The following is a 14,406-nucleotide window of genomic DNA, read 5'->3' on the forward strand; positions in this document are numbered from 1 at the left end:
TTAGCCGGGTAAGGCAATACCACGCAGGATCAGGTCGATGCCGGCGAGGAAATCGGCACGGTCGTCGTGCTCGCGGAACTGCGCCGCGATGCTGCGCGTGAACGGATAAGCATCGGCATCCAGCGCCGACCACGCACCAGCCACCTGCGCCAGAATCGCATCGCGGTCGCCTCCCAGCTCCTTGCCGATTTGCGCGTTGGCCGCGTTCTGCCCGCTGACACCGAGTATGTAACTCAGCAGCGCCGACACGGCCGTAAACTGCCCAGCCGGCGCCATGCCCATCGCCCTTACCTGCTGGCCCAGACGCTCCAGCAAACGCACGATCGGCGACTGCCACGGCGCGCGCGCCAGCGCCGAACCGATCCACGGATGGGCGTCGATCGCGTCGAACATGCCGAGCGCCACGGCGCGGATGACGTCCTGCGGCGCTGCCTCAGCCACCGGCAGGTTCAGCGTGCGGGCGACCAGCGCATCGCAGGCGGCGGTCAGCAAATCGTTCTTGTTGGCGACGTGCCAGTAGATCGCGCCGGCGCCGGTGGACAACTCCTCGGCCAGCGCGCGGAACGTCAGGCCGCTTTCGCCACGGCTGTCCAGCAGACTGATCGATGCTTCAATAATGCGCTCGCGCGTCAACGCCTCTTCGCGGCGGGGGGTGTTTTTTGCCATGGCCGCTATCTTGACATATCTGGCTGACTGCCGCAAAATCCTTATGGAACGACGTTCCATTATCGAATAAATATGACAAATACCTCTATCGCCATCATCGGCGCCGGCCTCGGCGGATTAACGCTGGCCCGCGTACTGCACGTTCACGGCATCGCCGCGACCATCTACGAAGCAGAAGCCTCGGCCCAGGCGCGGTCGCAAGGCGGCATGCTCGACATTCACGATTTCAACGGCCAGCTGGCCATCAAGGCGGCCGGGCTGTTTGAGGAATTCCAGGCGCTGATCCATCCCGGCGGGCAAGCCACGCGCGTGCTGGGCCACGACGGTGCGGTATTATTTGAGCAATTGGACGACGGCAGCGGCGGCCGGCCGGAAGTGCAGCGCGGCGAACTGCGCCGCATTCTGCTGGAATCGCTGCCGCCCGGCGCGGTACAGTGGGGGCGCAAGCTGACACAGGTAACGCCGCTCGGTGACGGCCGCCATCAGCTGACGTTTGCCGACGGCACGCTGGTGAACTGCGGCCTGCTGGTGGGCGCGGACGGCGCTTGGTCCAAGGTCCGCCCGCTGCTGTCGGATGCCAAACCGGCCTACGCCGGTATCTCGCTGATCGAGACCTGGCTGCGCGACAGCGACCGCCACCACCCAGCCAGCGCAGCGGCGGTCGGCGATGGCGCGCTGTTTGCCGTCGCGCCAGGCAAAGGCATCCTCGCGCACCGCGAGCCGGACGGCGTCCTGCACGCCTATATCGCGCTCAACAAACCCGAGACATGGCTGGAAGACGCCTGCGCCGACCCAGCCACAGCCGCCGCCCACATCGCCGCCGAATTCGACGGCTGGGCGCCGGCATTGACCGCGCTGATCACCGACAGCGACACGCCACCAGTGCTGCGCGTGATCCGCGAACTGCCAGCCGACCACCGCTGGCAGCGCGTGCCCGGCGTCACCCTGGTCGGCGACGCCGCCCACCTGATGGCCCCGTCCGGCGAAGGCGCCAACCTCGCCATGCTGGACGGCGCCGAACTGGCCCAGTCTATCGCCACCCACGCCGGCAACCTCGAAACAGCCTTAACCGCCTACGAGCAAGCGCTCTTCCCCCGCAGCGCCCAAGCCGCCGCCGAAGCGGCCGACCTGCACGAGATCCTCTACGGCTCCGACGCCCCGCACAGCCTGGTCAAGATGTTCAGCCAATAAAAAAGGCAGCCCGCAGGCTGCCTTTTGGCGGGTAAAGCTAAAACTTATACCGAGAACGACGAACCGCAACCGCAGGTCGAGGTAGCGCTCGGGTTTTTGATGACGAACTGCGCGCCTTCCAGGTCATCCTTGTAATCGATTTCCGCACCGACCAGGTACTGGTAGCTCATCGAATCGATCAACAGCTGGACGCCGTTCTTGACCATGGTGGTGTCATCTTCATTCACAATTTCATCGAAGGTGAAGCCGTACTGGAAACCGGAGCAGCCGCCGCCCTGCACGAATACGCGCAGTTTCAAGTCGGGATTGCCTTCCTCTTCGATCAATTGGGCGACCTTATCAGCAGCGCTATCGGTGAAAACGATAGGTGCTGGCATTTCGGCAACAGCGTTCATTTCTAACTCCTACGAGAAAACAATTAGGGGCCATTATAGACCCTGAAGATAAGTTCTGCTGCGGACCCCGCAAAAACAGCGGGTTTTAAGGCAACAGGGCAATCTGCATCAAGCCGGTGGTCTCTTCCAGACCGAACATCAGGTTCATACACTGCACCGCCTGGCCGGACGCGCCCTTGACCAGATTGTCCTGCACCACCAGCACGATCACGGTGTTGCCGTTGTCCGGACGGTGCAAGGCCAGACGCAGCATGTTCGAGCCACGGGTCGAGCGGGTTTCAGGATGCGAGCCGAACGGCATCACGTCGACGAAGGCGCTGTCCTTATATTGGTCTTCAAACAGTTTCTGCAAGTCTTCGTTACTGATGTCCTTGGTCAGGCGCGCGTACAGCGTCGAGTGCATGCCGCGGATCATCGGCACCAAGTGCGGCGTGAAGATCAGGCTGACCTTGTCCGAGGTGAAACGTTGCAGCTGGGCCGAGGTTTCCGGCGTGTGGCGATGGCCAGCCACGCCGTAGGCCTTGAAGTTGTCCGACGATTCCGAGAACAGGGTGCCGATTTCCGCCTTGCGGCCGGCGCCCGACACGCCCGACTTGCAGTCGGCGATCAGCGAGCCGGCATCGACCAGACCGTTCTTCAGCAGCGGGTAGTAGCCCAGCTGCATGGTAGTCGGGTAGCAGCCTGGATTGGCGACCAGGTTGGCTTTTTTGATGTCTTCGCGGTTCAGTTCGGCCAAGCCGTAGGCTGCGTGTTCCAGCAGGTCCGGGCAGGTGTGCTCGATCTTGTACCATTTTTCAAACACGGCCTTTTCCTGGATGCGGAAGTCGGCCGCCAGGTCGATCACCTTGACGCCGGCTTTCAGCAGCGCCGGCGCCTGGGCCATGGCGACGCCGTGCGGGGTGGCGAAGAACACCACGTCGCACTTGGTCAGGTCGGCGTTTTCCGGCGACGAGAATTTGAGGTTCACGCGGCCGCGCAACGATGGGAACATATCAGCGACTGGCAAGCCGTCCTCTTTGCGCGAGGTGATTGCCGTCAGTTCCACATCCGGGTGGACTGCCAACAAACGCAGCAGTTCTACCCCGGTGTATCCGGTGCCGCCGACGATGCCAACTTTGATCATTGTTCTTCCTTAAATTAAGTGTGAGGTGCCATTTTATCAGGCAACGGCTACCACCGTATGACAGTAGCCCAGATGGAAAAAAAGCCGCCCGACACAAGGCCGGCGGCTTTTTCGGTGATGCGCCGCAAGCAGCGCACCAGAGCGTAAAAATTAACGCTTCGAGAATTGTTTTGCGCGACGTGCTTTGCGCAGACCAACTTTTTTACGTTCAACTTCACGTGCATCGCGGGTAACGAAGCCGGCGCGTGCCAGATCGCCCTTCAGCGTTGCATCGTAGTCGATCAGGGCGCGGGTGATACCGTGGCGCACTGCACCTGCCTGGCCGGACTCGCCGCCGCCGTGCACGTTGACTTTGATGTCAAAGCGCTCAACGTTGCCGGTCAGTTCCAGAGGTTGACGAATAACCATCAGGCCGGTTTCGCGCGAGAAGTATTCCGCTGCTGGCTTGCCGTTAACGATGATTTGGCCAGTGCCCGTTTTGATGAAAACGCGAGCCACTGCACTCTTGCGACGGCCGGTGCCGTAGTTGTAGTTACCGATCATGTCAGTTCCTTAGATTTCGAGTGCTTTAGGTTGCTGGGCAGCGTGCGGGTGCGAACCTTCGGCGTACACTTTCAGCTTCTTGATCATTGCGTAGCCCAGTGGGCCTTTTGGCAGCATGCCCTTGACGGCTTTTTCCAGAGCGCGACCTGGGAAACGCTGTTGCATTTTCAGGAAGTTGGTCTCGTAGATGCCACCTGGGTAGCCCGAGTGACGGTAGTAGGTCTTCTCGGTTGCTTTGGTGCCGGTCACGCGCAGTTTGCCTGCGTTGATGATGACGATGAAATCGCCGGTATCGACGTGAGGGGTGAACTCAGGTTTGTGCTTGCCGCGCAGTCGGAGTGCCACTTCGCTGGCAACACGTCCGAGGACTTTGTCCGTCGCGTCAATCACGAACCAGTCGCGCTGGACTTCATGTCCTTTAGCGGAAAAAGTTTTCATGTGATGACTTTCTGTATATAGAAATTACCGCTCATATGGTGGTTCCGCTATTGCTTCAGCGGACTCGGCCTTTTTATTTACTTTCCTGAGCGAATGGAAAGCCGACAACTATAACCGCTTGTGGGGTCGGCCGTCAAGCCCCATCGACGGCGCAAGCCGCACAAACACAGGGTTTGCGCGCTCCATTACAATGGGGACAAAGTTTTTCTTACGGAGAATGCAATGGAATGCAAAGTTAGCTGGAATGGCCCGTCGGGCATGAGTTTCCTGGCCCAGACCGGCTCCGGCCACCTGGTCACGATGGACGGCGCGCCCGAAGGCGGCGGCCACAACCTGGCGCCGCGGCCGATGGAAATGGTGCTGCTCGGCACCGGCGGCTGCACCGCCTATGATGTGGTGCTGATCCTGAAAAAAGGCCGCTCCGACATCCGCGGCTGCGAATGCGTGCTGAAAGCCGACCGCGCCGACACCGAGCCGAAGGTGTTCACCAAGATCAACTTCCACTTCATCGTCACCGGCAAGGGACTGAAACCCGAGCAGGTCGAACGCGCCATCACGCTGTCGCACGACAAATACTGCTCGGCTTCCATCATGCTGGGCAAGACCGCCGAAATCACCCACTCGTTCGAGATCGTCGAAGTCGCCTAACGCTGCACGCTGGTGCCGGCTGGCGTGTCGCGCACGGTGAAGCCGGCGGATTCGATCGCCTGGCGCAGCGTGTCGGCGTCGGCCCAGCGTTTTTCCTGGCGAGCCTGATCGCGGGCGGTGACCAAGGCCTGCACTGCGTCCGGCACTTCCAGCACTGCCGGCGTCCACTCCGCCAGCCCTAAGCCCAGTACCTGATCCAGCCAGCGCAGCGTGGCTTTTTGCGTTGCGGCTGGCAGGTCGGATTTCAGCAGCTCCCACAGCAAGGCCAGCGTGCGTGGCGTGTTCAGGTCTTGATTCAGTTCGGCCTGCATCGCTTGCTGGTAGCCGGCGTCCGGTTGGCCGCCTTCCGGCAAGCGGCGGCAGGCCAGGCGCAGGCGGCCGAGCGCGGTTTGGGCTGCGTCCAGCGCCATCCATGAAAACGTCAGCGGCGAGCGGTAGTGCGCCGACAGCACCAGGTAGCGATACGCCAGCGGATCGAAGCCGCGCTCCACCAGCGTGGCCAGCCGCAGGAATTCGCCGGCCGATTTCGACATCTTGTCGCCGCCGTCCACATTCAGGAAGGCGCCGTGCAGCCAGTAGCGCGCCGGCGGATGGGCGTGGCAAGCCTCGTGCTGGGCGATTTCGTTGCTGTGGTGGACCGGGATGTGGTCCTCGCCGCCGATGTGGATGTCGAACAGCGCGCCGAGATACTTGGTCGACATCGCCGAGCATTCGATGTGCCAGCCGGGGAAGCCGCGTCCCCACGGGCTGTCCCATTCCATCTGGCGCTGCTGTTCGCCGCTGAATTTCCACAGCGCGAAATCGGTGGCGGCGCGCTTGTCGCGCAGGTCGACGCGGTGGCCCGATTGCAGCCCGCCGATATCCAGCCGCGCCAGGTGGCCGTATCGCTCCAGCTTTTGCGTGTCGAAATAAATGCCGTCGGCGGTGCGGTAGGTAAAGCCGTTGCGCTCGATGTCGGCGATGAAGTCGATCTGTTCCTGAATGTGCTCGGTCGCGCGCGCCCACACGGCCGGCGCCAGGATGTGCAGCGCGGCGATGTCCTGCTGGAACGCGCGCGTGTAAAACGCGGCAATCTCCCACGCCGACTGGCTGGTGCGGCGGCTGCCCTTCTCCATCTTGTCCTCGCCGGTATCGGCGTCCGAGGTCAGGTGGCCGACGTCGGTCACGCAAATCACGTGGTTGACCGCATAGCCGTTCAGCGCCAGCACGCGCCGCAGCAGGTCGCCGAACAGATAGGTGCGCAGGTTGCCGATGTGGGCGTAGTCGTAGACCGTCGGGCCGCAGGCGTACAGGCCCGCCGCGCCGGCTTGCAAAGGATCGAAGGGACGCAAGCGCCGCTCGTAAGTATCGTAGAACATCAACTCCATGGCCGCTCCAAAAAAGAAAAAGGCCACAGGAGCAAACTCGCTGTGGCCTTTAGAAAACTGTAGATGTGTAAATACGATCAGCAGGCTTCTATGGCCTGCGGGAACACGCTCCGAATGGGGATGGTTGCTTGATCATGCTGCGATATTAGCATCAAACGTAGTAAGCGGTGGTGGTCATCACCTTGCCCATCACCGACATCACGCCCTGCACCGGCGCCGGCACATTGACCGCGCCGAGACGCTGTGCAGCTGCACCGTGTTCGATTTCGTCAAGGCGCATCTGGTCGACGATCGCTCGCGACTTGGCGTCCTGGGGCGGCAATTTATCCAGATGGCTGGCCAAGTGCGCTTCCACCTGGCGTTCGGTTTCCACCACAAAGCCCAGGCTGCGCGCATCGCCCAGCACCGCCGCCACCGTGCCCAGCGCGTAGGCGCCGCCGTAGAACAGCGGATTGAGCACGCTGATGTGCGAATTCAGCTCGCCCAGCCGCTGCGCGGTCCAGGCCAGATGGTCTTCTTCCTCGCGGCTGGAATGTTCGAACTGTTCGCGGATCGCCTCGGTACGGGCAAAGCGCGCCTGGGCGTTGTACAGCGCCTGCGCGCACACTTCGCCGACGTGGTTGACGCGCATCAGGCCGGCCGCATGGCGGCGTTCGGCCTCGCTCATTTCCGCATCCGCCGCGCGCGCTGCCGGGTTCGGTCGCGATGCCGAGGCAACGCCGGCAATGACGCGCAGCGCCTTGTCGGCGCCGGCAATGAATCGGTCCAGGGGATTGTGGTGATAGGCGGCCATAAACGAACTCGTGTCTTCGATGGAAAATCCCATTATAAGGGAGCCCCCCGTTATTTTGCGTCTGTCGCCTCACGCAGCTGACGCTGGCGCTCGATGTAGTCGGCCACCGGCCCGCGCACGTCGATCTTCGAGATGTCCTTGGCCACGCCCAGGTTCAGCCCCAGCAGGAAGGGAATATTTTCTACCGGCACCTCATCGCAATGCTCGGCAAAGGCTTTCAGGAAGCGCTTGGACTCGACCACCCGCACCACTTTCTCGCCGCTCATGTATTGCAGCACGCTGGTGATGCTGTGACCGCGGCCGATGGCGTGGTAGATGAAGCGGTTGAAATCGGCATCGAGTTCGGCGAAGTCCAGCGTTTCCTTGGTCATCAGGCCGGCCAGGTAATACAGGCCCAGCGCCACGCGGAAGAAACCGGTGGACTCGTCGCGGTCGACGCCGTACTGCATCACCGCCAGGATTTTTTCCTTCAGTTGAGGACTCATTTTTCGCTCCGCTCCTGTGTGCGACTATAGCAAGAGTTTTCTACAATCAGTAGCTTGCGTGCCAGAATTTTTACATGCTACTCTTGAAACTTTTCAATCCTGGGACAAGTCCGATGATCGAGGTAAGCAACCTGGCCAAACGCTTTCGCCTGCCGTCACGCGGCAGCAAGTCACAGGCCGCGCGCGATCCGCGTGATCACGACGGCTGGTTCCACGCGGTGCGCGACGTTAGCTTCCGCTGCGCGCCGGGCGAGGTGCTGGGCCTGCTCGGACCGAACGGCGCCGGCAAGACCACCACGCTGCGCATGCTGTCGAGCGCGCTCAAGCCGGACGGCGGCAGCATCCACGCCAACGGCATCGACCTGCTGGCCGATCCGCTGGCGGCGCGCCAGCACATCGGCTTCCTGTCCGGCTCGACCGGCCTGTACGGCCGCCTGACCGCGCGCGAAAACGTCGAATACTTCGGCCGCCTGCACGGCATGAGCCCGGCCCACCTGAAGCGCCGCTGCGACCACCTGTTCGAGCTGCTGCAAATGCACGAGTTCGGCAACAAGCGGGCCGACCAGCTGTCCACCGGGATGAAACAGAAATGCGCCATCGCCCGCACCGTGGTGCACGAGCCGCAGATCGTCATCCTCGACGAACCGACCACCGGACTGGACGTGATGTCGGCCAAGATCCTGCTGGATTTTATCGCCAGCTACAAGGCGCTGCGCGTCCCGCTGATTTTCTCCACCCACCAGCTGCACGAAGTGGACAAGCTGTGCGACCGGGTATGCATCATCAACCATGGCCAGACCGCCTTCCACGGCAGCATGGACGAGCTGCGTCAGCAAGGCGGCAGCGCCGATCTGTACGATGCCTTTGTCGGCGTCGTCAACCAGGGAGCCTGAGCCATGTGGACCATCTACCTCAAGGAATTGCTGGAACTGGTGCGCGACCGCCGCACCTTCATCTTCACCGTGTTCATTCCGGTGTTCGGCATGCCGCTGATTTTTTCCGGTTTCGGCTACCTGTCGTCGACGCTGTTCAAGCAGGCCAGCACGGCCGAGATGACGTATGCCGTGTTCGGCAAAGAACACGCGCCGCAGCTGGCGGAACGCTTCGCCCGCGAAAAAGGCTTCCATGAAATCGTGCTGGCCAGCCAGGACCAGATCAAGCCCGCCATCGGCGCCGAGCGCATCAAGTTTGCGCTGGTGATCCCGGCCGGCCTGGGCGACCGGCTGACGGCCCAGCAGCAAGGCAAGATCGAGCTGCATTACAACAGCGCCGCCACGGTCGATCTCACCCGCAAGCGCGTGCTGGCAGTGCTGGGCGCCGAGAACGGCGCGTTGCGCGAGCAGGCGATGGCGCGCTTCCAGCTCAGCAAGGAACAACTGGCGTACGCGCTCGATCCGATCCAGCTGGAAGACCACTCCACCGCCGGCAAGCGCGAACAGATGGGCGCGGTGATCGGCGGCATGCTGCCCTACATCCTGCTGATGGTGTGCCTGATGGCGGCGATGTACCCGGCGATCGACACCGGCGCCGGCGAGAAGGAACGCGGCACGCTGGAAACCCTGCTGCTGGCGCCGGTCTCGCGCAGCGCCATCGTGCTGGCCAAGTTTTTGATGCTGTTCACCGTCGGCCTGACCTCGGCGCTGCTGATGATCGTCAGCGTGGCCGTGCTGATCCACTTCTTCGGCGGCCTGGTCGGCAGCGACCTGGTGCAGATGCTGCACGCCATCGGCCCGCTCGACCTGGCGATGGTGGCGCTGATGCTGGTGCCGACCGCCGCCATCTTCGCCGCCATCCTGCTGTCGATCTCGATCTATGCCAAAAGCTACAAGGAAGCGGCCGGCATGATCTCGCCGCTGATCATCGTTACCATCCTGCCAACCCTGGTGGCGCTGCTGCCCGGTGTCGAACTGAACTGGCGCTGGGCCATGGTGCCGCTGACCAATGTGGCGCTGGCGATGAAGGAACTGGTCAAGGGCACCATGGACTACCGCATGTTCTCGGTGATCCTGCTGTCCACCGCACTGACCGCCGGCCTGCTGCTGGCCCTGTGCCGCTGGTGGTTCAACCGGGAGCAGGTTTTGTTCAGGAATTGACTAAGTTGTCTATTCAACCACCGAACTCAGCCTGCGGTCTGTGCCGCCAATTTTGCACTCTGGCGCAGCATAATGCGGCCCATCGCAATGGCGCCCCCCTGTGTGGATCAAATTCAATACAATGCCATCATGTGAAAAGTGGTTGTTCGCGCAGAATCAGGAGTTAGTATGGAATTAAGCATCAGCAATTTGTCCAAGACCTACGCCAATGGCGTGGTGGCGCTGGACAAGATCTCGCTCACCATCCCGACCGGGATGTTCGGCTTGCTCGGCCCGAATGGCGCCGGCAAGTCGACGCTGATGCGCACCCTGGCCACCTTGCAGGAATGCGATTCCGGCTCGGTGTTCTTCGGCGACCTCGACGTGCTGGACGAGAAAGACGAACTGCGCCGCCAGCTGGGCTACCTGCCGCAGGACTTCGGCGTCTACCCGAAAGTCACCGCCTACGAAATGCTGGACCACTTCGCCGTGCTGAAAGGCCTGAGCAACCGCCACCGCCGGCGCGAGGTGGTCGACGGACTGTTGCAACAAACCAATCTTTTTGAAGTGCGCCACCAGCGCCTCGGCGGCTTCTCGGGCGGCATGCGGCAGCGCTTCGGCATCGCCCAGGCGCTGCTGGGCGACCCGAAACTGATCATCGTCGACGAGCCGACCGCCGGCCTCGACCCGCAGGAACGGGTGCGCTTCCACAACCTGCTGTCCGATATCGGCGAAGACAAGACCGTGATCCTGTCGACCCACATCGTGTCCGACGTGGCCGACCTGTGCGCCAACATGGCCATCATCAACAAGGGCCATCTGCTGCTGTGCGGCCCGACCCAGGAACTGATCCACGAAGTCAGCGACAAGATCTGGGCCCGCTTCATCAACAAGAGCGACCTGCAATCGTTCCAGCTGCGCCATCCGGTGATTTCGTCGCGCCTGCTGTCGGGCCGCACGCTGATCCACGTCTACAGCGACGACGATCCGGGCGACGGCTTCGAGGAAGCCATCGGCGACCTGGAAGATGTCTATTTCGCCACCATCGCCGGCCGCCACCGCGCCGCGAACAGCTGCGATTAAGGACTGCCCCATGCTTGCCATCGCCCTCTTCGAAGCGCGCCAGCGCCTCAAGCTGCCATCGACCTGGGTCTACTTCCTCGGCTTCCTGGCCTTGTCCACGTTATGGATGATGGCTGCCGGCGGCTTCTTCAAAGGCGCCTCGATCACCTTCGGCAGCCAGCTGATCGACTCGCCGCGCTCGCTGATGTTCACCACCAGCTTCCTCGGCTCGCTCGGCGTGGTGGTGATCGCCGCCATGATGGGCCGTTCGGTGCAGCAGGATTTCGAATACGGCATGCAGCACTTCTTCTTCAGCGCGCCGATCCGCAAGCACCAGTACATCTTCGGCCGCTTCCTCGGCGCCTACCTGACGCTGGCGGTGATCTTCACCAGCATACTGCTGGGCGCCTGGCTGGGCAGTTTCATTCCCGGCATCGATCCCGAGCGGCTGGCCCATCCGCCGGCGCTGGCGTATCTGATCCCCTACCTGATCGTCATCCTGCCCAATATCTTCATCTTCGGCGCGGTGTTCTTCATCATCGCCGCGCTGACGCGGCGCATGCTGCCGGTCTACATCGCCAGCGTGGTGATGCTGGTCGGCTACATGGTGGCGCCCGGCCTGGCGCGCGACCTCGACTACAAAACCTTCGCCGCCCTGATCGACCCGTTCGGTACCACCGCCGTGATTCGCCTGACCGAATACTGGCCCATCATCGAGCGCAACGCGCGCATGGTGTGGCCGGAAGGTGTCTATCTGCTGAACCGCGTGATCTGGGCCTCGGCCGCGCTGCTGGGCCTGCTGATGGGCTACTGGCGCTTCCACTTCGTCGCCACCAGCGATAGCGGCCACAGCCGCAGCAGCAGTACCGGCGAAGGCGAAATCCCGCAACAGCTGTCGCAGACCTCGGCCAACACGCAGGAGGCGCCGGACTTCCAGGCCCGCAGCCTGGGCTGGCTGCTGCTCAAGAGCAGCTGGCTCAACCTGCGCGAAACCACCAAGAACATCTACTTCCTGGTGATCGTGCTGGCCGGCGTGCTGATGATGCTGGCGTCGTCGCTGGACCTCGGCTCGATGTACGGTACCAACACCTACCCGGTCACCTACCAGGTTCTGGAAGTGGTCAGCGAAACCTTTGCGCTGTTCATGATGGTGATCACCACCTTCTACGCGGGCGAACTGATCTGGCGCGAACGCGAAGCCCACATGGCGCAGATGCTGGACGCGCTGCCGGTGCCGAGCTGGCTGCCGCTGCTGTCCAAGCTGTTCGCGCTGATCGGCCTGCAGGCGCTGCTGCTGTTCATCGTCATGCTGAGCGGCATGGCGGTGCAGATCTGCCAGGGCTACTTCCTGCTGGAGCCGGGGCTGTACCTGCGCCATTTGTTCCTGATCCTGCTGCCCGGCTACGCGCTGACGGCGGTGCTGGCGATCGCGCTGCAAGTGATCATCAACCAGCGCTACATCGCCTACTTCGCGATGATCGTCTACTACATCATCAGCGTCACGGCCGGCACGGTCGGGCTGGACAATCCGCTGCTCATCTACGGCAATATGCCGAGCCTGACCTACTCGGCCATGAACGGCTACGGCCACTTCCTGCTGCGCGAGCGCTGGTACGAAGCCTACTGGGCCGGCGCCGCGCTGCTGCTGGTGGTGGCCTCGCTGCTGTTCTGGGCGCGCGGCACCAACGACGGCTGGCGCCAGCGCCTGCAACTGGCGCGCCATGCGCTGAGCATGCCGGTGCTGGCCAGCATCACCATCGGCGTGCTGATCTTCGGCGGCGCCGGCGGCGTGCTGTTCTACAACCAGAACATCGCCAACCATTACAAATCGGCCTTCCGCAAGGAAACCGACAAGGCCGACTACGAACGCCAGTACAAGCAATACGCCGTGATCCCGCAGCCGCGCATCAACGACGTCAAGCTGAACGTCGACATCTGGCCGGCGCAGCGCACGCTCAACGTCAAGGGCCGCTACGTGTTGCAGAACAAAGGCACGCAGCCGGTCAGCGACATCATCGTCTCGCAGGACAACGCCACCACGCTGTACCGGGTGCGTTTCGACCAGCCGGTGCGCAACGGCCTGCAGGACCGCGCGCTGGGCTTCTACACCTACAAGCTAAGCAAGCCGCTGGCGCCGGGCGCGCTGCTGGCGATGGAATTCGAGCTGAGCTACGAACCGCGCGGCATCCTCGGCCTCGGCCAGGACACCCCGGTGATCGCCAACGGCACCTTCTTCAACAACGGCATCATGCCGCACATCGGCTACCAGCAGGACTGGGAACTGAACGACGCGCGCGACCGCAAGAAACACCAGCTGGCGGCGCGCGAACGCATGCTGCCGCGCGACGATGCGGCCGGACTGGCCAACAACTTCGCCGGCAACGACGCCGACTGGATCAACTTCGACGCCACCGTCAGCACCAGCGCCGACCAGACTGCGATTGCGCCGGGCACGCTGGTCAAGGATTGGGGCAGCAAGGGCCGCCGCTACTTCCACTACAAAATGGAACAGCCGATCCTGAATATGTACGCGTTCCAGTCGGCGCGCTACCTGGTCAAGCGCGACTGGTGGCAGGACGTCGGCATCGAGCTGTACTACCATCCGGGCCACGAGTACAACCTGGAGCGCATGGACAAGGGCATCAAGGAATCGCTCGACTACTACACCAGGAACTTCGGACCATACCAGCACAAACTGGTGCGCATCGTCGAATTCCCGCGCTACGCGCAGTTTGCGCAATCGTATCCGAACACCATCCCGTATTCGGAATCGGTGGGCTTCATCGCCAAGGTCAACGACAAGAATCCGAAGGATATCGACTACCCGTTCTACATCACCGCGCATGAAGTGGCGCACCAGTGGTGGGGCCACCAGCTAGTGGCCGGCAACACCCGCGGCAGCACCGTGCTGAGCGAAACGCTGGCCGAATACTCGGCGCTGATGGTGATGAAGAAAAACTTCGGCGCCAGCAAGATGCGGCGCTTCCTGCACTACGACCTGGAGCAGTACCTGCTCGGCCGCGCGCTGGAGCGCAAGAAAGAACTGCCGCTGGCGGAGAATGAAAACCAGAACTACATCCAGTACCGCAAAGGCAGCCTGGCGATGTACCAGTTGCAGGACATCCTGGGCGAAGCCAAGGTCAACGCCGCGCTGAAGGAGATGCTGGCGCAATACGGCCACAAGACGGGGCCGTATCCGGGCGTCGACGTGCTGGTGGCTGCGCTGCGGCAGATCACGCCGCCCGACCAGGCTTACCTGATCGACGACCTGTTCAATCATATCGTGCTGTATGAAAACCACGCCGTGTCCGCCACCGCGCGCAAGCTCAGCGATGGCAAATACGAAGTCAGCTTCACCGTCAACGCGGCCAAGGTGCGGGCCGGCGAACAGGGCGAGGAAAAAGACGTGGCGTTGAAAGACTGGATCGACATCGGCGTCGACGACAAGGATGGCAACAGCCTGCTGCGCGAGCGCAAGCTGATCGACCAGAAAGAGAACCGCTACACGGTAATCGTCAGCGGCCGGCCGGCCAAAGCCGGCATCGACCCCGACAACAAACTAATCGACCGCAAGCCCGACGACAACATGATCAACGTCGAGCTGCAAGCGCAATAGACTCCGG

At 62.4% G+C, this 14,406-nt stretch carries 14 protein-coding genes; 6 read left to right on the forward strand and 8 right to left on the reverse strand.

Annotated elements, in window-relative coordinates; genetic code table 11:
• Positions 1 to 666: a TetR/AcrR family transcriptional regulator gene (locus GTP69_RS25840; protein WP_161057573.1), complete on the reverse strand. Its 666-nt coding sequence runs from the start codon at positions 664 to 666 to the stop codon at positions 1 to 3.
• A 72-nt stretch (positions 667 to 738) separates the two neighbouring features.
• Between GTP69_RS25840 and GTP69_RS25845 the strand changes: the two genes are divergently transcribed.
• Entirely contained in the window at positions 739 to 1,857 is a 1,119-nt protein-coding gene (locus GTP69_RS25845; protein ID WP_161057574.1) for an FAD-dependent oxidoreductase, read from the forward strand.
• 44 nt (positions 1,858 to 1,901) lie between these two features.
• On the opposite strand, the gene erpA is transcribed toward GTP69_RS25845, so the two are convergent.
• The 4 genes from erpA to rplM form a co-directional block, all read right to left on the reverse strand.
• Positions 1,902 to 2,252, reverse strand: coding sequence for an iron-sulfur cluster insertion protein ErpA (gene erpA, locus GTP69_RS25850; protein WP_110847420.1), 351 nt, complete (start codon positions 2,250 to 2,252; stop codon positions 1,902 to 1,904).
• Between the two features lie 85 nt (positions 2,253 to 2,337).
• Positions 2,338 to 3,375 (reverse strand): N-acetyl-gamma-glutamyl-phosphate reductase, encoded by a 1,038-nt coding sequence (argC, locus tag GTP69_RS25855; protein WP_161057575.1) that lies wholly within the window; start codon positions 3,373 to 3,375, stop codon positions 2,338 to 2,340.
• Between the two features lie 150 nt (positions 3,376 to 3,525).
• Complete coding sequence (rpsI, locus tag GTP69_RS25860) at positions 3,526 to 3,918, reverse strand: 30S ribosomal protein S9 (protein WP_110847422.1); 393 nt, start codon at positions 3,916 to 3,918, stop codon at positions 3,526 to 3,528.
• 9 nt (positions 3,919 to 3,927) lie between these two features.
• Positions 3,928 to 4,356, reverse strand: coding sequence for a 50S ribosomal protein L13 (gene rplM, locus GTP69_RS25865; RefSeq protein ID WP_056157909.1), 429 nt, complete (start codon positions 4,354 to 4,356; stop codon positions 3,928 to 3,930).
• 222 nt (positions 4,357 to 4,578) lie between these two features.
• Here rplM and GTP69_RS25870 point away from each other — a divergent pair, with 222 nt between their 5' ends.
• Complete coding sequence (locus GTP69_RS25870; protein WP_161057576.1) at positions 4,579 to 5,004, forward strand: OsmC family protein; 426 nt, start codon at positions 4,579 to 4,581, stop codon at positions 5,002 to 5,004.
• On the opposite strand, the gene cysS is transcribed toward GTP69_RS25870, so the two are convergent.
• The 3 genes from cysS to GTP69_RS25885 form a co-directional block, all read right to left on the reverse strand.
• The gene (gene cysS / locus GTP69_RS25875; RefSeq protein ID WP_161057577.1) at positions 5,001 to 6,371 is read right to left on the reverse strand and encodes a cysteine--tRNA ligase; all 1,371 of its coding nucleotides are present in this window, start codon (positions 6,369 to 6,371) and stop codon (positions 5,001 to 5,003) included. The two genes, GTP69_RS25870 and cysS, sit on opposite strands and share 4 nt — an antisense overlap.
• A 151-nt stretch (positions 6,372 to 6,522) precedes the next feature.
• Positions 6,523 to 7,164 (reverse strand): 2-polyprenyl-3-methyl-6-methoxy-1,4-benzoquinone monooxygenase, encoded by a 642-nt coding sequence (gene coq7 / locus GTP69_RS25880; protein WP_161057578.1) that lies wholly within the window; start codon positions 7,162 to 7,164, stop codon positions 6,523 to 6,525.
• A 50-nt stretch (positions 7,165 to 7,214) separates the two neighbouring features.
• A complete protein-coding gene (locus GTP69_RS25885; RefSeq protein ID WP_161057579.1) occupies positions 7,215 to 7,649 on the reverse strand; it encodes a hypothetical protein in 435 nt (144 codons plus the stop codon).
• A gap of 113 nt (positions 7,650 to 7,762) precedes the next feature.
• Between GTP69_RS25885 and GTP69_RS25890 the strand changes: the two genes are divergently transcribed.
• The 4 genes from GTP69_RS25890 (at position 7,763) to GTP69_RS25905 (ending at position 14,399) form a co-directional block, all read left to right on the forward strand.
• Positions 7,763 to 8,542, forward strand: coding sequence for an ABC transporter ATP-binding protein (locus GTP69_RS25890; RefSeq protein WP_161057580.1), 780 nt, complete (start codon positions 7,763 to 7,765; stop codon positions 8,540 to 8,542).
• A 3-nt stretch (positions 8,543 to 8,545) separates the two neighbouring features.
• Positions 8,546 to 9,742 (forward strand): ABC transporter permease, encoded by a 1,197-nt coding sequence (locus GTP69_RS25895; protein ID WP_161057581.1) that lies wholly within the window; start codon positions 8,546 to 8,548, stop codon positions 9,740 to 9,742.
• 168 nt (positions 9,743 to 9,910) lie between these two features.
• A complete protein-coding gene (locus GTP69_RS25900; RefSeq protein ID WP_110847429.1) occupies positions 9,911 to 10,804 on the forward strand; it encodes an ABC transporter ATP-binding protein in 894 nt (297 codons plus the stop codon).
• A gap of 10 nt (positions 10,805 to 10,814) precedes the next feature.
• Positions 10,815 to 14,399, forward strand: a complete 3,585-nt coding sequence (locus GTP69_RS25905; RefSeq protein ID WP_161057582.1) for an ABC transporter permease/M1 family aminopeptidase — start codon at positions 10,815 to 10,817, stop codon at positions 14,397 to 14,399.
• Positions 14,400 to 14,406: the final 7 nt, after the last annotated feature.

This window comes from Duganella levis (genome assembly GCF_009857605.1).
GTDB lineage: Bacteria > Pseudomonadota > Gammaproteobacteria > Burkholderiales > Burkholderiaceae_D > Rugamonas > Rugamonas levis.